General features: G+C 38.0%; 20 protein-coding genes and 1 tRNA gene. 11 read left to right on the top strand and 10 right to left on the bottom strand.

Translation table 11 applies throughout. The features are described 5' to 3' along the window. Position 1 precedes the first annotated feature (1 nt). Together N0B29_RS06530 and N0B29_RS06525 are read right to left on the bottom strand one after the other, a co-directional pair. A complete protein-coding gene (locus N0B29_RS06530; RefSeq protein WP_263832897.1) occupies positions 2-3094 on the bottom strand; it encodes a coiled-coil domain-containing protein in 3093 nt (1030 codons plus the stop codon). Between the two features lie 16 nt (positions 3095-3110). Further along, entirely contained in the window at positions 3111-4064 is a 954-nt protein-coding gene (locus N0B29_RS06525) for an NAD(P)-binding domain-containing protein (RefSeq protein WP_263832896.1), read from the bottom strand. Between the two features lie 117 nt (positions 4065-4181). Here N0B29_RS06525 and N0B29_RS06520 point away from each other — a divergent pair, with 117 nt between their 5' ends. From N0B29_RS06520 to N0B29_RS06505, 4 genes are read left to right on the top strand one after another with little or no spacing between them, the layout of a single operon-like run. After that, on the top strand, positions 4182-5417 hold the full coding sequence (locus N0B29_RS06520; RefSeq protein WP_438874159.1) for a glutamate-5-semialdehyde dehydrogenase: 1236 nt from the start codon (positions 4182-4184) through the stop codon (positions 5415-5417). Next, a complete protein-coding gene (locus N0B29_RS06515) occupies positions 5414-5992 on the top strand; it encodes an ATP-binding cassette domain-containing protein (protein ID WP_263832895.1) in 579 nt (192 codons plus the stop codon). Before N0B29_RS06520 ends, N0B29_RS06515 begins: the two co-directional genes overlap by 4 nt. Positions 5993-6004: 12 nt before the next feature. After that, on the top strand, positions 6005-6625 hold the full coding sequence (locus tag N0B29_RS06510; protein WP_263832894.1) for a DedA family protein: 621 nt from the start codon (positions 6005-6007) through the stop codon (positions 6623-6625). Between the two features lie 14 nt (positions 6626-6639). Continuing rightward, entirely contained in the window at positions 6640-6918 is a 279-nt protein-coding gene (locus tag N0B29_RS06505; RefSeq protein ID WP_263832893.1) for a DnaJ domain-containing protein, read from the top strand. Between the two features lie 45 nt (positions 6919-6963). On the opposite strand, the gene N0B29_RS06500 is transcribed toward N0B29_RS06505, so the two are convergent. Both N0B29_RS06500 and N0B29_RS06495 read right to left on the bottom strand, forming a co-directional pair. After that, positions 6964-8328, bottom strand: a complete 1365-nt coding sequence (locus N0B29_RS06500) for a class II 3-deoxy-7-phosphoheptulonate synthase (protein ID WP_263832892.1) — start codon at positions 8326-8328, stop codon at positions 6964-6966. 73 nt (positions 8329-8401) lie between these two features. After that, the gene (locus N0B29_RS06495) at positions 8402-10513 is read right to left on the bottom strand and encodes a methyl-accepting chemotaxis protein (protein WP_263832891.1); all 2112 of its coding nucleotides are present in this window, start codon (positions 10511-10513) and stop codon (positions 8402-8404) included. Positions 10514-10916: 403 nt separating this feature from the next. Here N0B29_RS06495 and N0B29_RS06490 point away from each other — a divergent pair, with 403 nt between their 5' ends. From N0B29_RS06490 to N0B29_RS06470, 5 genes are all read left to right on the top strand, one after another. After that, positions 10917-11942 carry an amino acid ABC transporter substrate-binding protein gene (locus N0B29_RS06490; RefSeq protein ID WP_263832890.1) on the top strand — a complete coding sequence of 342 codons (1026 nt, stop codon included), beginning with the start codon at positions 10917-10919 and terminating at the stop codon, positions 11940-11942. Between the two features lie 74 nt (positions 11943-12016). Continuing rightward, entirely contained in the window at positions 12017-13171 is a 1155-nt protein-coding gene (locus N0B29_RS06485; protein WP_263832889.1) for an amino acid ABC transporter permease, read from the top strand. Between the two features lies 1 nt (position 13172). Beyond that, complete coding sequence (locus N0B29_RS06480; protein ID WP_263832888.1) at positions 13173-14258, top strand: amino acid ABC transporter permease; 1086 nt, start codon at positions 13173-13175, stop codon at positions 14256-14258. An 8-nt stretch (positions 14259-14266) separates the two neighbouring features. Continuing rightward, positions 14267-15013 carry an amino acid ABC transporter ATP-binding protein gene (locus N0B29_RS06475; RefSeq protein WP_318526695.1) on the top strand — a complete coding sequence of 249 codons (747 nt, stop codon included), beginning with the start codon at positions 14267-14269 and terminating at the stop codon, positions 15011-15013. Positions 15014-15039: 26 nt separating this feature from the next. After that, positions 15040-15489 (top strand): hypothetical protein, encoded by a 450-nt coding sequence (locus N0B29_RS06470; protein ID WP_263832887.1) that lies wholly within the window; start codon positions 15040-15042, stop codon positions 15487-15489. A gap of 31 nt (positions 15490-15520) precedes the next feature. Here the strand turns inward: N0B29_RS06470 and ilvA are convergent, their stop codons facing one another. Together ilvA and N0B29_RS06460 are read right to left on the bottom strand one after the other, a co-directional pair. Further along, positions 15521-16732, bottom strand: coding sequence for a threonine ammonia-lyase (gene ilvA, locus N0B29_RS06465; protein WP_263832886.1), 1212 nt, complete (start codon positions 16730-16732; stop codon positions 15521-15523). Beyond that, complete coding sequence (locus N0B29_RS06460; protein WP_263832885.1) at positions 16732-17166, bottom strand: CoA-binding protein; 435 nt, start codon at positions 17164-17166, stop codon at positions 16732-16734. The genes ilvA and N0B29_RS06460 overlap by 1 nt, the downstream gene beginning before the upstream one ends. Before the next feature lie 166 nt (positions 17167-17332). Here N0B29_RS06460 and N0B29_RS06455 point away from each other — a divergent pair, with 166 nt between their 5' ends. After that, entirely contained in the window at positions 17333-18514 is a 1182-nt protein-coding gene (locus N0B29_RS06455; protein WP_263832884.1) for a methyl-accepting chemotaxis protein, read from the top strand. Positions 18515-18533: 19 nt separating this feature from the next. Here the strand turns inward: N0B29_RS06455 and trmA are convergent, their stop codons facing one another. The 3 genes from trmA to N0B29_RS06440 all read right to left on the bottom strand — a co-directional run bounded on the left by trmA (position 18534) and on the right by N0B29_RS06440 (position 21970). Beyond that, positions 18534-19637: a tRNA (uridine(54)-C5)-methyltransferase TrmA gene (gene trmA, locus N0B29_RS06450; RefSeq protein ID WP_263832883.1), complete on the bottom strand. Its 1104-nt coding sequence runs from the start codon at positions 19635-19637 to the stop codon at positions 18534-18536. Between the two features lie 83 nt (positions 19638-19720). Next, positions 19721-20431 (bottom strand): DUF445 domain-containing protein, encoded by a 711-nt coding sequence (locus N0B29_RS06445; protein ID WP_263832882.1) that lies wholly within the window; start codon positions 20429-20431, stop codon positions 19721-19723. A gap of 24 nt (positions 20432-20455) precedes the next feature. Continuing rightward, the gene (locus tag N0B29_RS06440; protein ID WP_263832881.1) at positions 20456-21970 is read right to left on the bottom strand and encodes a B12-binding domain-containing radical SAM protein; all 1515 of its coding nucleotides are present in this window, start codon (positions 21968-21970) and stop codon (positions 20456-20458) included. A gap of 115 nt (positions 21971-22085) precedes the next feature. Between N0B29_RS06440 and N0B29_RS06435 the strand changes: the two genes are divergently transcribed. Next, positions 22086-22163, top strand: a tRNA-Pro gene (locus N0B29_RS06435). 18 nt (positions 22164-22181) lie between these two features. Here N0B29_RS06435 and N0B29_RS06430 read toward each other — a convergent pair. After that, on the bottom strand, positions 22182-23066 hold the full coding sequence (locus N0B29_RS06430) for a helix-turn-helix domain-containing protein (protein WP_263832880.1): 885 nt from the start codon (positions 23064-23066) through the stop codon (positions 22182-22184). Positions 23067-23149 lie beyond the last annotated feature (83 nt).

Raw genomic sequence — 23149 nt, 5'->3', positions numbered from 1 at the left:
TTTAGTGGTAAACCCTAATCTGGAAGCCTCGTGCCTTGTCTTGCTCTATATTAGAAAGTGCATAGCTGATTTTTGCACCCTCACCTACATAGCTTTCAACGAGTTCTCCACCGGCTTTTGCTCTTGCTTTTCCAAGACCAATATTGGCAAGTCCACTAATACGATCAATCTCTGTATCTTCTACGCCCACTTTTTTACTTTTAATCAGTTTGAGTGAAGCAAAACCTCCATTGTCAACTATTGGAGCAACTTCAAAGAAATATGAACTGTCATATTTGGCAAGGAAGGTTTGAACCTCTTTTTTACACGTTTCAGAGATAGCATTAACCCCTGTTCCCATATCGGTGCAGGTTACCTTGTCGATCATCACAGGTTTATTCCCTTTTGGTGCAGGTGTTGAAGTTTTTGCCACAACTGCTTTTGGTGTCGCTGTTTCTAAGAGTTTAATCTTTTCATTCAAGGTTTTAATAGTTTGCTCATTAGATGCAATGCGTTTTGTATATTCATCTTGCTGTTGCGCTAAAACACTCTCTTTTTGTTTTAACTCTTTTTCGAGCGAAATAATTTTAAGCGTTTCATCTTTTTTACTTGAACCTAGCTGGGTCTCTTTGCTCTTCAAGTCAGCCTGTAATGCTTTTGCAGCTTCGATACTTTGAAGTTGTTGCTGTTTGAATTCCTCTTTGAGTTTTGCGAGTTTCTCTTCGCTTGCACCTTTTTGTGCTTCAATCTTTTTGATCTCTTCCTTAACCACTAAAAGCTGCGCATCTTTTGCTTTGAGCTCCTTTTCTAAAGCGATACTTTTAAGCGTTTCTTCTTTATTTGAAGCACTCAACTGACTCTCTTTAGATTTGATTTCACCTTGAAGTGCTTTAATCTCAGCTAAATGTTGAAGCTCTTTTTGTTTAAACTCTTCTTTGAATTTTGTAAGATTTTCATCTGTTGAAGCTTTCAGTGCTTCTACTTTTTTAGTCGCTTCTTTATTTGCAACAATCGTTGCTTCTTTCGCTTTGAGTTCTTTTTCTTTCTCTTTAATTGCATCTAAATACTCAATCTCTCTACGGCGTAGCTCATCTTTGAGTGCGACCATTTTAGAATCTTCACTTACACGATTTTTTTCAATGGTAGCAAGTTTAGCTCTAAGTTCTTCGACGTTTTTATTGGTTGCTTTGGTTGCGTTGTCTTCCGCATCTTTTAGCTTGACTTGTAAGGTTTTGATGGAGGTCTCATTACGTGCATTTTCATCACGAATGGATTGGATTTCGAGTGCTTTACTTTTGATCTCTTTTTCCAAAGCAGCAATTTTGAGTGTTTCATCTTTTCTATTGCTGACAATGGCTGTCTCTTTTTCTTTTATATCTGCTTGAAGTAATTGAATTTTAGCACTATAATCGCCCTCTTTTGCCTTGCTACTTGCTTTTAGCTCATCCAAAGTAGCACGAAGTTCTCCTAGCTTTTTTTCATCACTTTCTTTAGCTTTTTGACTTTCTGTTTTGGAAGCGATGATCTGAGTTTTTAACGTTTGAAGCTCTTTATCTTTTTCATCGTATTTGAGCTTTAGATCGTTATTGGATGCTGTAAGCTCATTGACGTGAAATTGCATACGATCACTGTTTTCTTTAACCGTTGCTTTGTATTCGTTAAGCTGTTGATCAAGCTTGTCAACCAACTCTTTTTTAGAGGCATCAAAATGAGCAATTTTTTCATTGAAAACTTTGTAGTTTTTATTATGGATTTTGTCATTTTCATCCACGCGTTTTTTAACTTCAGCATCAAAGTTGAGTTTCTCGTTATTTAAAGCCACGATTTTATTGCTCAATTCTTTAATCGTAATCTCTCTTTTTGCGATCTCCTCATTAAGTTTTAAGATCGAAGCATTGAGATTTTTTTCAATATTTTGAGCATTTTCTTCCAATTTTTTATTGGCTGCGGTTAATTCTTTATTGAGTTTTTTCTCATCTTCAAGATACGTTCTGAATTTATTAAAGTCTTTTTCGTTTTCAAGCATCAACGCATCAATATGCTTTTTAGAGCTTGCTATTTCGTTATTTAACCCTTTGATTTTCTCTTCTTGAAGTGCCATCTTTTTAAGATGATCTTCCTCTTGAGCTGCCATATCTTGGCGATTTTTAGCAATTAACTTTTCGGTATCGACTTTGAGTTGTTCCGTCGTTTTAGCATATTGGGCTATCTCTTCTTTATGCTTTTGATCCGAAGCAAGGAGTGTTTGAGTCTGTTTGTTCATAAGTTCATTTTTCTCTTTTGCACCTAACACAATCTCATCTTTAAGTTTGTTAATCTCTTCTTGTTTGCGAGCAAAGGCATTTTTTGCTGTTTCGTTGTTGGTATTGATCTGCTCATTAAGAAGTGATATTTGGTCATTTAAGAGCTTGATTTTCTCTTTGTAGTCGCCTAGTTTTGCCTGTTCTTCTTCACGTGCTTTTTTGATGGCTACATGTTTTTTCTCTTCATCTTCAACAGCTTTAGCTTTTAACTCTTCAATTTGCCCTCTTAAGGTATTGGCTTCGATGTTGGCTTTTTGTGAAATAACAACATTTTCTTTTTGAAGTTCATTGATTTTCATCGTCAGATCGCTAATGTTTCGATAATGCTGTTGTTCAGCTTCATTGAGACGTTCAGTGTTTTTGTTGGTCCATTGATTGCGTTGTTCCTCAAGATCGCTCTGTTCTTCTTCAAGCTTTTTGGAAAGTTCATTTTTTTCATTTGCCATCAAAAGATTATCGTGTTGTAGGAAGAGAAGTGTCTTTTGAAGTTTGTTGATCATCCGTTTGTAATCTTGCTTGGTAATCTCTGATTCTGGAATTGGCTTGCCTTGCTCGTCAAGGTACTCATCTTCCAGTAAATTGCCCTCTTTACTCTGCTCAATGGTAGCTTCTTTATCAATATAACGCTTTTGCATACCCAGTGGTAAATCACTGAATTTGACATCACTTTTACTGATGTATTTTTCGCCTAGTTCATCAAAAGAGACTCCACCAAAATTTCCGTATTGATAGGTGGTAAAGCCCCCTACAACGATAACCATACCAAGTGCAATATTTAAAATCTGCGAAGAAGAGAGAGCAATTTTTGCCATTACTGAAATGCCTTAATTATTTTGAATTTAAGATATGTGACACTATGTGATATGCATGATTAAGGGCAATAGCGATACTTCCACCACTTTTTACGGCAATATCACCTGCTAAATATAGCCCTTTTGTTTTGGTCTCAAAATTCTCATCAAACTCTGGTTTCCCCTCGCTATCCATGGAAATACCGCATTTTCTGAGAAAATCAACCGGTGTTGTACCACCAATGGCATAAACAACACGATCGTAAATCGTATAATAGCCATCGGTAAAATTGACTTTTACCAAGCCATTTTCATTTTCGATTGAAACAATGTCCATACCAAGGCGCAGACGAAGTTTTTCTTGACCATTGTATTCGTGAATCATTTTTAGGTTGATCTCATTGAGTCTGCTAAAGGTGTCACGGCGGTAGTTGACCGTAACATTGTTGGTTTTAGAAAGCTCAATCGCATATTCAATGGCTGAATTTCCGCCACCGACGATAAGAAGCTTTTCGCCTTGAGAACACTTGTCTAAGTTAAAGTTGATGCGATCTTTGAGTGAAATGGGGAGTGTATAATCGGGTTTATTGGGCTTGCCCATTGTGCCAATAGCGACAATGACATGTTTTGCCCTATAACCTGCTTTGGTTGTTACGATGTGAAATTCACCCTCTTCCTTGGTAATGCTCTCTACTTCGCTGTTAAATGCTGAGTCAATTTCACCTTTATCGAGAAGCGAGTCAAAATAGTTTAATGTGCTCTCTTTGGTTCCATCACGAAAATCAATAGATCCTTTAAGCTCGATCTCTTGACCTTTGTAGTTTTTATCAACGCGTTTATTATCTTTGTAAAATTTACGGATCGTTTGGGAATGGTTTTCGCCTTTTTCGATCATCATAATATGTTGGATGCCCAGTACCTTAGCTTCAACTGCTGCACCAATACCACCAGGTCCACCGCCAATAATGACTAAGTCGTAAATCTGTTGCATTTTATGTCCTTGTATTATTCTCTTCTAATGCTAATTATTATACTCCAAACATACTTATGGCATATTAAATACAAAAGTGGTAAAATCTCTATTAAATACCATTCTAAGGGAAGAAACGTGCAAACTTTTCTCAAACGTGCCAAATCTGCTAGTCGTATTATTGCGACGCTTGATCCCAAAACAAAAATAGATGTTTTGGCGCACATGGCAGATGCTTTGGAAGCACACAGTGACATCATCATAACGGAAAACGAAAAAGATTTAGAAGAAGCAAAGAAAAATAATCTAAGCTCCGCTCTTGTTGATAGGCTTTTACTCAATACCAAAAGAATTGCTGAAATGGCAAAAGCGATCCGCGAAATCGCAGCGCTTAAAGAGCCAGTCGGTCGTGTACTTGAGGGCTGGGTTGTTCCTAGTGGCATCAGAATCGAAAAAGTCAGTATTCCTATTGGTGTGGTGGGTATCATCTATGAAAGTCGTCCTAATGTCACCAGTGACACCGCTGCACTCTGCTTTAAAAGTGGCAATGCCTGCGTGCTTAAAGGTGGTAAAGAGGCGTTTTACAGCAATGCTATCATCGCTTCACTTTTGCAAGATGTTTTGGAAAAATTCCACCTTCCAAGAGAGATTATCTCACTTCTACCCGATGCCAGTCGCGAAGGTGTTGCAAAACTCATTAAGATGGACAAATTCGTTGATCTCATCATTCCTCGTGGTGGTGAAGCGCTCATTCGCTTTGTCAGTGAAAATGCTACCGTTCCTGTGGTCAAACACGACAAAGGTGTTTGCCATACGTATGTGGACAAAGAGGCAAATTTAGAGCAAGCTATTGAGATTGTACTGAATGCCAAATGCCAACGTCCAAGTGCGTGTAATTCACTCGAAACGCTTTTGGTGCATGAAGCAATTGCAAAAAGCTTTTTACCTCGCATGAAAGAGGCGCTTGAACTTACCGGTGCGCAGATTAAGGGGTGCGAGAAAACGCAAAGACTTTTACATGTAACGCTTGCAAGCGATGAAGATTACCATACAGAACATCTTTGTAACGCCCTTAACATCAAGATTGTTGAGAATATGGATGAAGCCATTGCGCATATTGCCGAGTTTGGATCTTCTCATTCCGAAGCCATTTTGAGTGAAAACTACAGTATGGTTGAGTGTTTTTTAAACGAAGTTGACGCAGCCTGTGTTTATGCGAACGCTTCTACACGCTTTACCGATGGTGGTGAATTTGGTTTTGGCGCAGAAGTAGGCATCAGTACCAACAAGCTTCATGCCCGTGGACCTATGGGCATCAATGACCTTACAACCTACAAGTTTAAAGTCTATGGTAAAGGGCAGATTCGCGCATGAGCCAAGAGGTTTTACGCATTGAAAACCTAAGCTTCGCTTACCCCAATTCCAAGCTTTTATACGACAATTTCTCTTTACATGTAAAGGTGGGAGAAGTTGTTTCCATCTTGGGTGAGAGTGGTAGTGGAAAAAGTACACTTTTTGAGTTGATTGCAGGAAATCTGAAAGCCAAAAGCGGTACTATCACCGCTTCAAAACTCTCGCAAATTTTCCAAGACCCTTATACGTCGTTTCATCCGACCTACACGATCATCAATCAAATCAGTGATGTTGCCCCTTTGCATGATTTACGCCAACTCTGTCATTCCCTCGATCTTGATACAGATGTCCTGACACAAAAGCCACATCAACTCAGCGGTGGTCAGCTTCAAAGGTGTTCTATTTTAAGGGCTTTGTTGATGAAACCCTCACTTCTTTTAGCCGATGAACCCACTTCTGCACTCGATAACATCACAGGCTTACATGTCATGCAACTTTTGATGCAGTTTTTAGACCAAGTGGGCATTTTGCTCATCACCCACGATAAAAATTTAGCATCATGGTGCAGTGATAGCACCATTGAGTTAAAATCTTAAATTAGGACTAGAATGCACGTTATTATTGATTGGATTGTTCAAACTGTTGGCGCTTTAGGTTATTTGGGTATCTTTTTTATGATGCTGATTGAAAGTAGCATTTTTCCGCTTCCAAGCGAAGTAGTCATGATACCTGCTGGGTATTTGTGTGCCAAAGGTGAGATGACATTATGGATTGTCATTTTGCTTGGTATTTTAGGCAGTATTGCTGGAGCACTCATTAACTACTTTTTAGCTGTAAAGCTTGGGCGAAAACTCATTTTAAAGTACGGGCATTACGTCTTTTTTACACCTGAAACCTTGGAAAAAGTAGAACTTTTTTTTAAAACACATGGCTCATTCTCAACTTTTACCGGAAGATTGATTCCCGTCATCCGCCATTACATCTCTTTGCCCGCAGGCTTGGCTCGAATGAATCTAGGGCTTTTTTGTTTTTACACTGGCTTTGGTGCTGGAATTTGGGTGAGTATTTTGACCTTTTTAGGCTATTTTTTCGGTCAAAATGAGGCGCTACTTAATGAGCATTTGCATACTATAACCATTGCGGTGGTTATTTTTATTGTAATTACTGCGGTGATTTATATATGGCTTCATAAAAGAAAAGCTCGAAAGCATCGCTTAAAAAAGTTGTAAAATAAGGAAAGACCATGATTCAAGGTTTAGAGTATAATGATTTTGAAAAAGCACTCTCAACCTTGGGCGTTGTCGCCAAAACCGATAAAAAAACCCTTCATAAACTCTACCTTGCTCTTTCAAAAGAGTTTCACCCAGACTCACCCAATGGTGATACAGCAAAGTTTCAAGAGATTAACGATGCGTATCAATTAGTTAAAGCATATATGGAAAATTATCGGTTTGATTTTGATGAGGAAGAGTTTAAAAAGCAATATCCATATTCTAAGAGCGATTGGTTGTGTGGAAGATAAGTTTGCATGTAAAGGTTTTATTAACCTTTACATGCAAAGAAGTTTTTAGTGTGCTAGAAATCTTTGACGTGCTGCTTTAAGCGAGTCTGCGATGAGGAAAGCAAGCTCTAAAGCTTGGTTAGCGTTGAGGCGAGGATCACACTGTGTATGATAGCGGTGTGCTAGTTTTTCTTCGGTAATATCTTGTGCGCCACCGATGCACTCAGTAACATCTTGACCTGTCATTTCTAAGTGAACGCCACCAGGGAAAGTGCCCTCTTCTTCATGAACTTTAAAGAAGCCTTTGACTTCACGTAATACTTCATCAAATGAGCGTGTTTTGTAGTTATTGGATGCTTTAATGGTATTGCCATGCATTGGGTCAATACTCCAAAGAACCTCTGCGCCTGCTTCTTTGACAGCACGTACAAGTTTTGGGAACTCTTTTTCGATTTTGTCTGCACCCATTCTCACAATAATATTGAGACGTCCTGGTTCATTTTCAGGGTTGAGTTTGTTGATAAGCTTCATTAAACTCTCAGCCGTCATGGTAGGTCCTGCTTTAATGCCGATAGGATTTTTTACACCTCTAAGGAACTCAACATGCGCATCATCAACATCACGTGTGCGATCTCCGATCCAGAGCATGTGTGCCGAACAGTCGTACCAGTCATTTGTAAGGCTATCTTGACGCGTAAGCGCCTCTTCGTAATTTAAGAGTAACGCTTCATGTGAAGTATAAACGACCGTTTCGTTGATATTTGGTGTGTTAGAAGAAGTGATGCCACACGCTTCCATAAACGCCAATGTTTCAGAGATACGGTCACAAAGATGTTGGTAACGCTCACCTAAAGGACTCTCAGAAACAAAGCCTAGTGTCCATTTATGGACTTGGTGAAGGTCAGCCAAACCACCGCGTGAAAATGCGCGTAGAAGGTTCATTGTTGCGGCTGATTGGTTGTAGGCTTTAAGCATACGTTTTGGGTTTGGAACACGTGAATCTTCGGTAAATTCGATGTCATTAATGATGTCACCACGGTAACTTGGAAGTGAAACGCCATCCATCTCTTCATAATCAGATGAACGTGGTTTGGCAAACTGACCTGCAAGACGCCCTACTTTAACGATAGGACAACCTCCAGCAAAGGTTAAAACAACAGCCATTTGAAGCATAACTTTGAACATATCGCGAATGTTGACAGCATTAAACTCTGCAAAACTCTCAGCACAATCTCCACCTTGAAGCAAGAAAGCTTTACCTGCTACAACGTCAGCCAAAGAAGCTTTAAGTTGTCTTACTTCACCCGCAAAGACAAGCGGAGGATATTTACTTAGTTCTTGCTCAACACTTTTCAGCATTTCTTGATTAGTATACAATGGTTGTTGCTTAATTGGTTTTTCTCTCCATGATGCACGCGTCCAAGAACTCATAAACGACCCTTAATTGAATTTTGTCTTATTATAATGATATTGGCTTTAAAGACAATTGAAGGAATATGAGCTTTCATGAAGTTTTAAACTGCCCTACAGTTTTACTGAGTGAATTAACATGATGTGTCACACTATCTGAAATGGTTTTAACTTGATGATTTAGATGTGTAAGTTCACGAACTTCACTGCTGATAGCATTGGCATGTGACATTGTATTTTTTGAATCTTCATAAATTTTATAGACATCATCTTTCATCTCTAAAATGACCTCTTTTTGATCTAATAAAATTGCATCAATACTATGAAGGGATTGGGTTGAAATTTCTATGCCTTTATCAACTGTATTATTGACGTTTTGCATACTGGAAAGTGCTTCATTGACATTTTCATTGATGCTATGGACGATAGTTTCAATACGTACGGTTGCTTTATCGGTCATATCTGCAAGCTTTCGCACTTCTTCTGCAACAACAGCAAAACCGCGTCCTTGCTCACCTGCGCGGCTTGCTTCAACTGCTGCATTTAAAGAGAGAAGATTGGTTTTATCGGTGATATCTTTGATCGTTTCTATCATCGATGAAACTTCGGCTACATTTTGCTCTAATGTAAAGATAATTTGTGTTGTCTCTCCTGCAATTGATTTAATATTGCTGATGGAAGACTCTACATTGCCAAGGCTTGCTGCTACTTGTGTTTGTGTTTGAGCAATTTTGTGACTCATTGCATCAGCTTTATTAACCGAGTTTTGTATGGAGTTGTTTTGCGTTTGTATGTGTGAAACGATATTTTGAATACTCACACCAATCTGTTCAATTTTTTTGCCCGTGACTACGATGGTGTTTGTAAGGTGTTGATTAAGATTGAGTAGGTTAAGAAGTGATGTTTTTGTCTTCTTTAGAATTGTATCAAAGATATCGATGACACTATTGATCCAGATAGCGGTACGTCTGTTCTCATCTTTATTAAATTTTGTGAGATCTGCTCGCTTTGTAATATCGCCATCACCTTCAACAAAGCCTTGCAACAGCACACGTAAGGAGGCATATTTACTAAAAAAGTCAGATAATTCATTTCCCATTGTTCCTAGGATCATAAATAATGAGGCCACTGTAATAACACTTACTTCTTCAAAACGGCTCAAAAATGGTAGGAAGGTGGAGACTAAAAGATAACTGCTAGGAATGAGAATACCAATTAAAAGCGCCATTTTTGCGTAAATCTTGTGGCGAAATTGCATGATGTCATAGACTTCTAAAAGGTCACCTTCACACATCATACCCCATTTATCTAAACTATAAGGCAAACTGAAAGTGATACCTTTTCCAATAACAGGAATACCTCGATAATCAGGATAACCAGGATAGGCACAGAAAAGATTGGTGCCTTTTTTGATTGTATTGGCAACGCCTAGGTGTAATAATCCCGTTGCTGGATCATTAAAGACAATTTCAAATTCTGTATGTTGTTTAATAGAAATAATACCCTGTTCTGTATGGACACCTTCTTTAAGGTTTTCACCAAAGCTAAACGTGTTATCTTCAAACCGCGAGCGAGAAAGAGCTGTGCCTAATTTAATATTTTTATTAAAATAAGGCTCTGTCATGAAAAGATAGTTGTCGCCCGATTCTTTGAAAATATGCCCTGCTTCCCGCTGAATAAGATCACTTAGAGTGTCGTTTGAAACACGTGCAATCAAAACAAAATTTTCATCTCTTACCTTATAATTTTTGATAAATGCAAGTGTTACACGATCGTGAAAAGACGAAGCTTTAGGCTTAAATGTAAGTGTGTCATCATCAACATAGGGTCCAAAAAAGAGCTGTGTTGAGCTAAGAAAAACAGAGTCAATAGCTTCACAAAAGGCGCTTTCATCGTATCGGTATTCTTTCAGTAAACGATTGCTTGAGCTAAAGAGCATTTTTTTAGCACTGTTTAAAACATAATACTCCAAGATTGATTCACTTAGTTTCTCTTGCTCTTTTAATATTGAGATGACATCATTCTCTTCTTGCTCTAGAAGAATTGTTGTATTCTCCACTTCGCGCCATATTTCATTCGCCCATTCAATCATAATGCGCTTACGCGTCTGTGCAATTCCCTCAAATGCTGTTTCAATAGCACTGAGCATCGCTTTATTTCTAAGCCACTTTGGCAGGATAATACATTTATCTTTGAATGACAACAAAGGGAAACTCCTTGGTAAATTTGATTATTTATTAATCATATAAAGTGATTTATTTTTGATATTTATGCAGTTCATTAATCTTGATCTCTGCATAGTAGCAATAAAAAAACATAAAGTCTTTCAGTGTACCTCTCAAAGTTAAAAAATAAAACCTCCTATAATAGGGAGTTTCAAGCTTTATATATTTAAAAAAATAACGCTGTACTATACAAAAAATAAAAAATAATTGTCAATCTAGTAGGTGATTAAAAAATAACCAATTACTATGCAAAAATGGAATATTGCCGAAAAATATAGAGATTTTACACACATGAGCATGTTGATTAATAAATAGGCAATTTTTTCGCCAAAATTGGAAATTTAGTGTTAGAATTCTATGCATATCAACTTAGAAAGGAAGATAATGATGTTACGTTCTAAATTCGCTAAAATCTCTTTAGCAACAATTGCTGTTTTGAGCTTAGGCTCAACACTAAGTGCTGATACACTCAGCGAAGTACAAAAACAAGGTTTTGTTAAGTGTGGTGTTGATGGTGGCTTACCAGGATTTTCTGAAGTAGGTAGTGATGGTATTTATAAAGGTATCGATGTTGATCAATGTCGTGCAGTTGCTGCTGCTATTTTTGGTGATGCTAAGAAAGTTAAATATATTGCTCTTAACGCAAAAGAGAGACTTACAGCACTTCAATCAGGTGAGATCGATATGCTCTCACGCAATACAACGTGGACAGAAACAAGAGATACTTCTTTAGGTCTTAACTTTACAGGTGTAACGTATTATGATGGTCAAGGCTTTATGGTTAACAAAAAGCTAGGTGTTAAAAGTGCAAAAGAACTTGATGGTGCTTCTATTTGTCTTCAAACAGGAACTACTACTGAGCTAAATGTAGCTGACTACTTTAGAACAAACAAAATGAAATACAAACTCGTCTCTTATGATACTAATGACCAAGTTTTAAAAGGTTATGAGAGTGGAAGATGTGATGTACTTACCTCTGATCAATCACAACTTTACGGTTTGAGAATTAAACTTTTAAAACCTGATGAGTCTATTGTTCTTCCAGAAGTTATCTCTAAAGAGCCATTAGGTTCAGTGGTACGTAAAGGCGATGGTAAATGGTTTGACATCGTTAGATGGACATCTTATGCAATGCTAACAGCTGAAGAATCAGGTGTAACAAGTAAAAATGTTGATGCAATGCTTAAATCTGATAATCCAGACATCAAACGTCTTTTAGGTGTTGAAGGTCAAATGGGTGAAAACTTAGGTCTGAAAAAAGATTTTGCTTATAACATTATCAAGCAAGTTGGTAACTACGGTGAATCATTTGAAAAAACAGTTGGACAAGAGTCTCCTCTTAAAATTAAAAGAGGTTATAACGCTCTTTGGAACCAAGGTGGCTTACAATACGCTCCTCCTTTTAGATAGTAAATAATTTAAGAAACAGTAAAACACTGAGGGTAGGATTATCTGCCCTCAATCTTAACGTATAAAGGACACGTATGTTAGCACTTTTGAGAAATCAAAAGATTCGAGGAATTCTTTTCCAATTATTGACAGTTATTGGCTTGGTTGCTTTTTTGTGGTATATTGGCACCAACACTGTCGCCAATATAGAACAAAGAGGCATTCAAACAGGCTTTGGCTTTTTGAATGGTACATCAGGATTTGGTATTGATCAATCCCCTATTTCCTACACTGAAGAAGATACGCATGGGCGCGTTTTCATTGTTGGATTGCTTAATACTCTTATTATTGCATTTGTTGGTATTATTTGTGCTACGATAGTAGGACTTATTATTGGTATTTTAAGGCTTTCAAAAAACTGGCTTATCGCAAAGTTGGCAAAAGCATATATCGACTTTTTTAGAAATATTCCACTTCTTCTTCAAATACTCTTTTGGTACAACGTCGTACTGCGCGCCATGCCAAGTCCCAAGCAGAGTTATAGCTTTTTTGAAATCATCTTTATTAATAATCGAGGTCTTTACTTCCCGCTTCCTGACTACAATACAACCTTTTTTGCAATACTTGCAAGTTTGCTTTGTGCGTTATTTGGTGCGATTGCGCTTAACTCATGGGCAAATAAACGCAAAGAAACAACCGGAGACGATTTTTTAGTACTCCCTTATGCTCTAGGAATGTTCATTCTTTTCCCAATAGTAGCTTATTTTGTCAGCGGAGCTCATCTTGATTTTAGTTTTCCAGAACTTCGCGGGTTTAACTTTAAAGGGGGAAAAACACTCTCGCCTGAATTTCTAGCGCTAACTTTTGCGCTTACTATTTATACGGCTACGTTTATTGCTGAAGCGGTACGTTCAGGTATTGAAGCCGTGAGTCATGGACAAAAAGAAGCGGCAGCTTCTATGGGTTTTAGCCCTTATCAATCGTTGAAGCTTGTTGTTTTGCCACAAGCTATACGTATCGCGATTCCTCCAATTATTAATCAATATCTCAATCTAATTAAGAACTCCTCACTTGCAACTGCTGTTGGGTATCCTGAGATTGTTACAGTCTTTGCGGGTACTTCACTTAACCAAGTAGGACAAGCCATTGAGATTATTTCGATGACGATGCTCGTTTATCTCATCATCAGTTTGGTTGTCTCTGCCATACTCAACTGGTTTAACCATAAAATGAAGATTCAGGAGCGTTAATATGGCAATATATGAAAAAAAACAAGAACGAAAAGCTCCTTCAAGTACAAAAGGAGCAACACATTGGGTGCGTGAAAATCTTTTTTCATCGCCATTGAATGTTGCACTCACTTTTCTTGGTGTAATGATTCTTTTTTGGGTCATTCCTCCTTTTATTAAATGGGCATACATTAATGCTAATTTTGCAGGTACTACGCGTGAAGATTGCGTCAGCGGAGGAGCATGTTGGGTTTTTATTCGCATGAAGATCGATATGTTTATGTATGGTTTTTACCCTTCTGAACTTCGATGGAGAGTCAATACTATTTATGGGCTTTTCTTTGTTTTAGCAGCATCTTTTAAGTACTTAAAAAGTCCATCGATTAAGCTTGTCTTAGCGCATCTTTATTTTATTGTTGGCTTTTTCTTAGTACACGGTGGATTCTTTGGCATGGAAGCTGTGCCTACCGATAAATGGGGTGGCTTGATGCTTACCATTATGGTCGCAGCCGTTGGTATAGCTGCTGCCTTTCCTCTTGGTGTTATTTTAGCCCTTGGACGTGCATCACATTTACCTATTATTAAAAGCATCAGTGTCACTTACATCGAATTTATTCGAGGTGTACCATTGATTACCATTCTTTTTATGTCATCTATTATTTTGCCCCTCTTCTTTCCTGAGGGTATGAGCTTCGATAAACTGCTTCGCGCACTCATTGGTATTGCTATGTTTGAATCGGCCTATATCGCTGAAAATATACGTGGTGGTCTTCAGTCCATTCCTAAAGGTCAATATGAAGCGGCCGATGCTATTGGGCTTTCTTACTGGCAAAAAATGTTTTTGGTTATTTTGCCTCAAGCGTTAAAAGTGGCTATTCCTAACCTTGTAGGTGTTTCCATTGCCCTCTTCCAAGATACCACGCTCGTACTTATTATTGGACTATTTGACTTACTTGCAATGGTGCGTTTAAGTGCTGCTGATTCGTATTGGTTGGGCTATGAAACGGAAGGCTATGTGTTTGTTACCTTTATCTTTTGGTTCTTTTGTTATTCCATGTCTAACTTTAGCCAAAAGCTTGAAAAACGATTTAATACCAATTTGAGATAGGATAGAAGATGAAAGATAGAAAAGAAATCATAGAAATTAAAAACTTAAACAAATGGTACGGGGATTTTCACGTTTTAAAAGATATTAACCTTACCATTAAAAAAGGTGAGATCATAGTTGTCTGTGGACCATCAGGTTCAGGTAAATCAACCCTCATTCGTTGTATCAACTATCTTGAGCAATTTCAAGAGGGACAGATTATTGTTGATGGCATCGAGCTTGTTAATGATGTTAAAAAGATCAAAGCGATTCGAGAAGAAGTTGCAATGGTGTTTCAACACTTTAACCTCTTCCCACACTTAACAATTTTAGATAATCTTACGCTTGCCCCAGTTTGGGTTAGAAAAATGCCACGCAAAGAGGCTGAAGCTATGGCAATGAAATATTTGGAGCGTGTAGGCATTGCCAATCAAGCACACAAATACCCAAATCAACTCTCTGGTGGACAACAACAACGTGTTGCCATAGCACGTAGTTTATGTAAAAATCCTAAAATCATGCTTTTTGATGAACCAACTTCTGCACTTGATCCTGAAATGGTTGCTGAAGTTTTGGATGTTATGATAGAATTAGCACGCGAAGATAAAACGATGGTGTGTGTTACCCACGAAATGGGCTTTGCAAAAAAGGTAGCCGACAGGATTATCTTTATGGATGCAGGGCAAATTGTCGAAGAAAATACACCTGAAGAGTTTTTCCAAAATCCTGAGTCTGATCGTCTTAAACTCTTTTTGGAGCAAATCTTATCGCACTGATTTTGTTTTACATGTAAGGATAAGAAATGGAGCAATTGATTCCGGTTTTGATGATAGTTGCGATGGTTGCGTTCGTTTTGGTTAAGCAGATAGGTAAATTGACAAGTAAACTTGACACGTTTGCAGATGCAGATTCATACGAACGCTATGCCAAATTTTCAGCCATTATCCAAGAGAATGTGCGTGAAATCAAACACAGTCTTGATAGTTCTAAAACATCAGCCGAACGCCCTTTTAAACTTTTAGAGGGGAAAAATGAAGAAGAAGCACTTGAGCTTCTTTCAAACTTTATACGTAAATTGGTCTTTTTTGAAACCATGATGGCTAAGAAGAAGAGTTCTAAAGAGATCGAAGCCGATCTTTTTGAACTCTTGAGTCATTTAGATGATTTTCTTAAAGAGTACTGTGTGGATGGAGAAGCACTTGCAGACGCGCTTCGTGAAAGCCTTTTGGAAGCTTACGAACAACTTGATTAAAAAGTGAGGCTTAAAACCTCACTTTCTTCTTCTAAACCTCTTCTGTAAACGGATACCCTGCTTCTTTCAAAAGTCCACGGATTGATTCTTGATGTTCAATACCTTTGGTTTCAAGCATAATGGTAATTTGCGCATCGCCATACGAAAGTTTCGTTGAAAAACGGTCATAATCAATTTGAATGATGTTGGCATTGGCATTTTTAAACAGATCTGTCAGACGCATCAGTGATCCTGGTTTGTCGATGAGTGTAATGACCAACTTCATTTTACGATGTGACTTGATAAGACCTTTTTCGATAATGATAGAAAGCATTTGAACATCGATGTTTCCGCCACTCAAAACTGCCCCTATTTTCATATTTTTATCGTAGGCAAATTTTTGATGCATAATGGCTGCAACACTTGCCGCTCCGCCGCCTTCAACTACGAGTTTTTGACGCTCCAAGAGGAACAAAATAGCCGCAGCGATCTCTTCATCATCAACCGTAACGACTTCATCGACACACTCTAAAATGTGAGCAAGGTTTGATTCACTTACATCTCGAACTGCTATACCATCTGCGATGGTGCGAACACTTTTGGAATTGATCGCTTTTTTGGCATAAAAAGACTCATACATCGCAGGCGCACCCGAAGCATTAACACCAATGACTCTAATTTTTGGGTCTATCTGCTTGATAGCTGAAGCCATACCACTGATAAGCCCTCCTCCACCGATGGGAACAACCACAATGTCAAGATCATTGATCTCGTCAATCATTTCTAGCGCAACCGTTCCCTGTCCTGCAATGACAACATCATCTTCAAAAGGATGAATAAACGTCAATCCATGCTCTTTGGCATAAGTGAGCGCATAAGCATACGCTTCATCGTAATTATCACCACTCAAAATGACTTCAGCCCCAAGCGCTTTTGTGCCGGTAACTTTTAAAAGAGGTGTTGCTTCAGGCATAATGATGGTAGCATTGATGCCAAAGCTACGAGCGGAGTATGCGACACCTTGGGCATGATTGCCAGCACTTGCTGCAATAACGCCTTTTGCACGCTCTTCTTTGGTTAAAGAGGCAATTTTATTGTATGCACCTCTAAGTTTATAAGCCCCTGTAATTTGGAGATTTTCTTTTTTTAGAAAGACTTGTGCGCCCACCTCTTCGCTTAAATGAGGTGCCAAAGAACAAGGTGTTTTTGTGACGATATTGCCTAATTGTCGTTTTGCTTTTATTATTTCACTAAGAGCTATCATTATTTCATTAACCTTTCATATTCTACTTTGGTGCATCGATTTTGTACAGCTTTTATGCCGTGTTCCTGTGCTTTTACACAAGCTTGATTATTGATGATGCCCAGTTGTAACCAAAAGACTTTCACGTCACCTTTTTTTAAAATCTCTTCGATCAGACTGTTCGCAATTTCCGGTTTGCGAAACATATTTACCATATCAATCTTTTCGGGAATGTCTAAAAGACTTCGGTAAACTTTTTCACCCAAAATGATCTCTTCTTTGGGGTAGATCGGATAGATTTTAAACCCATGATTTTGCAAGTAGCGTGCCACTCTATGGCTATCTTTGGTTGGATCAGGAGATAAACCAATAATGGCAATACTCTTACACATCGAAAAAATGTCTTTAATGCCTGCATCACCAGGCATGCTAATATTTGAAATGTCGCATTCCATTATTGCTCCTTTAAAAAATTTAAGCTAAAAGTGTAGCACTTCCTAGCTTTTGTCGTGATTATCCCTGATGTATAATATTGTCAAATGACCTTGATATATGTCATGTCAATGTCGTTTATCCTGTGCTATAATCTAGCCATCTCACATCTAAACACTAAGGAAAATAATGTTTCTCAATGCCATTAGTATTAAAACAAAAGGTTGGATTTTAGCACTTGCAACGCTCTTTGGATTTATGGGAAATACTGTTTTAGTTGCTCTTTTGTTAGAAGGCACCAATCGCATCATTTTGGTATCGGGTTCTCTTTTAGGAATGGTTTTCTTTTTTATTTTTACGCGCATTATGACATTGAGCATTTCACGTTCTATCGACGCACTTTCAGCTATTACGCTCGACCTTGCCCTTGGAAGCGGTGATTTAACCAAACGTATTACCATCCAATCACGCGATGAAATTGCAGAGCTTTCTGGTAATATCAATAAATTTATTGAAAAAATTCATCAGACAATTATCGCTGCTACAAAAGCTTCTTACGAGAGCAGCATAATGGCCGATCACTTTGCAAGCATTGCCCAAACACTTCAACAACGCATTGACAATGAACTAAAATTTGTTCAAACAACTAAATGTTTAAGTGATGTAATGAAAGGTGAGTTAGAGCAGTCAACCCTGAGTGCAAAAGAGACGAGTAGCGATATTTTTGAAGCCTCACAGACACTTAATGATACGACGAAAGAGATTAAACAGTTGGCAGATGATATTCAAAAAGCTTCTGAGGTTGAGTCTGTAACGGTTCAAAGACTGAATCAACTCAGTGCTGACGCTAATCAAGTTAAAAGTGTTTTGACTGTTATTTCTGATATTGCTGATCAGACCAATTTATTAGCGCTTAACGCTGCGATTGAAGCAGCACGCGCAGGAGAACATGGACGTGGATTTGCAGTTGTTGCAGATGAAGTTCGCAATCTTGCAGAGCGAACACAAAAAAGCCTTGCAGAGATTAATACCACGATTAGCGTTATCGTACAGAATATCATTGATGCGAGTGGTCAAATGAATGACAATTACGCATTTATCGAAAAAATCGTCAACCATTCAGAAACAGCCCAAACACAAATTAGCACAACAGAAACGGTTATGAAACAAGCGTCCATCGCGTCATCAAATATGTCAAGTGTCACTCAAAAACTATCTAATGACACAGCAACAATTTTACAAAATGTTGCACACATGTATGATGTTTCATTGCAAAATAGCACAAATATTCAAGAACTAAGTAGTGCATCAAAAAATTTGTTAAATCAAGCCAATGAGCTCTCTTCTAATCTCAATCAATTTAAAATCTAACCCTTTACATGTAAAAGGGTTAGATTCGTTTTAAAATGACGCCAGACTCCAAATGTTCGGTATTTGGAAACTGATCAAACAATGCAAAATGCTCTATGGTATAGTTACATGTAAGCATTTCCAAATCTCGCTTGAGCGTCTCTGGGTTGCACGAAATGTAGATGATATTCTCAAACTGAGAGATAAACGCCAAGCTTGCTTCATCCATGCCAGAACGTGGCGGGTCAACAAAGACATGCGAAAAAGTGTAATCATCAAGGTTAATGCCCTTTAAGCGGTTATATTCACGCTCTTTTTTTAAAGCAGAGGTTAGTTCTTCAGCACTCATGCGTAAAAAAGTGATGTTATGAGTATCGTTTAACTTGCAGTTTTGAAGTGCTGAGGCAATAGACGTCTTAGAAATCTCAGTAGCTAAAACCTTTTTGAAGTTTTCAGCCATTGGAATGGTAAAATTGCCATAACCGCAGTAAAGCTCTAACAAATCTTCACAGTTTTCAAGATGGCTTAAAACCCAGCTAATCATCTTTTGATTCATCAAACGATTGGGTTGGGAAAAGCCTCCTTCAATAATGTGGTAACGATAAGTTTTACTGGCAATATCAAAACGATCTTCTACAAAATCTTGCGTCAGTACACGCTTGATGCCACGGCTTCTGCCAATGACAAAAATGCCAAACATTTGCTCAAGCATTTTAGCTTCATTGTCCCATTCTACATGTAAAGGCTTGTGATAAATAAGAGTCACTAAAAGATGTTCAGAGGAGGCCAAAAATTCTATGGCAAAAAGCTTTTCACGAAGTAATGGTGAACTTTCGATTTGCTTTAAAAGCTTGGGCATCAAAGTGTAAATTTTCATCTCAACTTTAGGACAGACATCAATACACACAGCACCTTTTTTATCGACAGCGCCCATAGCATAACTGATCGTATCGCCCTCTTTCCAAATGCGAAATTCAGAGCGTCCACGGTAGTGTTCTGAGGGTGATGCAAAGAAGTCAAACTCTTTTACATGTAAAGGTGCAAATAGCGTACGCATAACCTCTTGTTTATGCGCACACTGCGCGTTATAGTCCATTGTATAAAGCGTACAACTGCCACACTTTCCAAAATACGAACACTCCATAAAACCTCTTTAATATGTATTATTTTATGTAAAATTATATATATTTTACTTTTTAAATTCGTTAAAACAACCCTTTTGAGTACTTATAAAACTAATGTTGAAAGAAGACCAATTAATGCACCAAAAAATCCACCCCAAACCACTAACCAGCCTAAATGATCTTTGATAAAATTCTGAACGATCTCTTTAACCATTTGAGGCGTCAGCTCATTTAGCCTTGCATCAATCATTTGCTCTATGGTAATGAGCATATCATCACTAAGTGATGAATTTTGTATGGTTTGTGCTATTTTTTGTTGAAATACATTACTTTCACTGATTTCGATGATAGAATCTTTGAGTTTCTCACTAAAAGGTGCTCTAAGCCCCTCTAATGCGCTCGCACCTCCAAACATACCAAGCATTCCCCCAAAAGATGACTCCATAACGGTTTTGGTAAGCGCATCAAAGGCAGGTGAAAAGTCCACTTCGGCAATCACTGGGCTTAAATCAAGTGTTTTTTCCTCTTTGGCAAAAAAAGCATCCAACTGCTCTTTGGTAAAAAACTGATCCATCATCAAGTTTTTAATCGAAGCTTTAAACGCCTCAAACTGAAGCTGAATCACACCGCTACCATACAAAAAAGGTACTTTTTCAAACAACATGTGAATCGCGATTTGATTCGTTATCGCACCTGAAAAGGCAAAAAGTCCTGTTAGAAGTGACCAATGCGCATAAGGCTCTGGCAACACAAACGAAACCACAATAAACAAAACACTAATAATGTCTGTCCACCAACTTTTATCAATTTTCATTCTCTCTCCTTGAAAAAATCGCCATTATACTGTGGCATGTTTTAACTGACGTTTATTGAGCTTTGCGCTTCCCTCTTTTTGCTCAACATTAGGCACATAATTTTCGCGCAAAAACGAAGGCATCTTGCGACCACGTACCGTCATAATATCTTCAATCAGCATCGCTTTGATACGCTCTTCTTCGTGCCCCATCTCTTCACAAAGGTAACGAAAAATGAGTTGCGCTAAACGATCCAGTGAAATCTGCCATGTGGATTCTGTTTGTTGGTATAGCCATTCACTAAACGCATAAAAACCTTCGTATACTTTTCCTTCACGCCATATATGTGTTGCACTCTTTTTAAAATTACCGCTGTTGTAGACCATATCCCAAAAACGAGCAAAACGCTTCATCTTTTGCATCTGTTTAAACGAGATAAGATCATTTTGCAAAATGTCATAAGGCGGTTTATCTGAGTACACCATGCCATAGATTTCATCATGCCTTGAGATGGTTGTACCAGAGAGCTTTTTGAGGATGCCTATTTGAATTTCACACTGTGTAAGGGAATGGAGCTTGTCTAAATTGCACCCAAAACCCTCTAAACTTTCCCCTGGTAAACCGATAATCAAATCTACATGTAAATGTGCATGGGTTTGCTGTTGTAAAAAAGCAAGGTTGTCTTCGATTTTTGGGATATTGAGTCGTCTATGTATGTTTTTGGAAATCTCAGCATCAAGCGTTTGTATGCCCACTTCAAGCTGCAGTGCAGCAGGAGGAAACTGTGCTATTTTCTCTCTAATGGAGCTTGGAAAATGGTCAGGTATCACTTCAAAATGGACAAAGTATTCTTCTGTTTTTGAGAGAAAAAAGTCCAAAAGCTTTGTTGCATTTTCAATGCTTAGGTTGAAAGTTCGGTCTATAAACTTGAAATTTCGAACTCCTCTTTGCCAAAGTTTTTCCAGTTCACCTATGAAACGTGTTATCTCTATATCGCGTACTTTTTTATCAGCCGATGAGAGGCAAAACTCGCACGTAAAGGGACATCCACGACTAGCTTCGACATAACAGTAACGATTTTGGATGTCGTGGTCTGTGTAATAATCATAGGGAAGTTTGATGGCATTTAAGTCAACCATAGGTGCTTTGATGACGCGCTCATTCGGTTTATTGCCTTCAAGAAGTGCTTTGCATAGTGCATAAAAGGTGATGTCACCCTCCCCTTGGATGATGTAGTCTGCTCCACTAAAATCAACTCTGTGAGGAAAATGGCTCGCTTCTGGTCCTCCCAAAATGATGAGAACATGCGGTGCTACTTTTTTAAGAATGGTTATAAGCTCTTGCACTTCCAACGCATTCCAAATATACGCTCCAATGCCTACAATTTTTGGATTATAACTAAGGATTTCTTCTGCGGCATCGACAACTTGAGTGTTGATGACAAACTCTAAGATTTTTGCTCTGCCTTGAAGCTCTTCAAGATTCGCAAAGAGGTAACGTTGTGCAATGGAAGTATGCGTATAACGCGCGTTAAAGGTGGTTAAGAGAATTTCTTTCATGAAGTACCATTGTTGATTTGTATAAAAACGATTCATATATCTGTTCAATATTGATCTCTCTATTATAATAAAACTTTTTGGTTATCTTGGTTAAAATCCAAATTCTTAAATGTGTCGGGGTGTAGCGCAGCCTGGCTAGCGCGCTACCTTGGGGTGGTAGAGGTCGCAGGTTCGAGTCCTGTCACTCCGACCATTTTCTTACTTGAAAACTTCACCATAGCCATGAAAGTGGAATTTTTTCTCTAAATGTATGAAAATAATACGAGGGTGTTAGCCCTGTAAATTTTTTAAACTCTTTAATAAAATGAGTTTGATCAAAATAATCACATTGATACGCTATAGAAGCAAATTTCAGGTTACTTTCTCCTCTTAAAACAGCGCTATTCATCAATCGTAATGTTTTGATAAAACGTACATTGTTTTGTATATGTTTAAACGATTCACCAAAGACTTCAAGATACTGTTTTTGTATCCATCGTTCACTATAGCCACACTCTTTAGATAATGTTTTTAACGTTGGATAGGCGTGTCCTTCCATAAGATAAGGTGAAATATTTTTTGGGAAAAGATGTTTCTTCGATAACTGTTTTATAAAGTAGCGCTCAAATACAGCAATCATTGCTTCTGCTGTACCCATTGCCTCTAACTCTTCAAAAAGAAATTCACCCTCTTCTTTCCCCCAGATATCACAGATACTCAAAGATTCATCTTTAATTTCAAAAGGAGAAATTCCAAACACTTCATAGAGAACATGCGGATAAAGCGTCACTTTAAAGCTTTTCACCAATCGCTTAGAGGCTAAACTCTCTTTTTGAAAAAAGTCCATCCATGTTCCAATGCCACTTTTAACATAGGTTCCTTTGTCAATGTCCAGTTGGACACTTCCTTCTTCAAGAACTTCATTCAGACTTCCGTAAAAATCAAAAACAAACTGCGTCATGAAAGATGGGAAAAAGCGTGTAATATACTGCTCATTCGTATCTTCTACTTCACTGATAATAGAGACATACGAATGGATATAAGGCAAAAGAGCTGGATTTTTTGGAAATGCTTTGGCGTAATCACCATGCGGTGGCATTCCCGTATCTAAAAACATATTATTCCTTCAAAAAGCTCAAAAAATCATCGAATTATATACTAAAAATTGACATCAAGAGTTCGCTTTTTTACTATAAAAAA

This window comes from Sulfurospirillum oryzae (genome assembly GCF_025770725.1).
Classification (GTDB): domain Bacteria; phylum Campylobacterota; class Campylobacteria; order Campylobacterales; family Sulfurospirillaceae; genus Sulfurospirillum; species Sulfurospirillum oryzae.
This window is presented reverse-complemented; position numbering and strand designations above follow the sequence as displayed.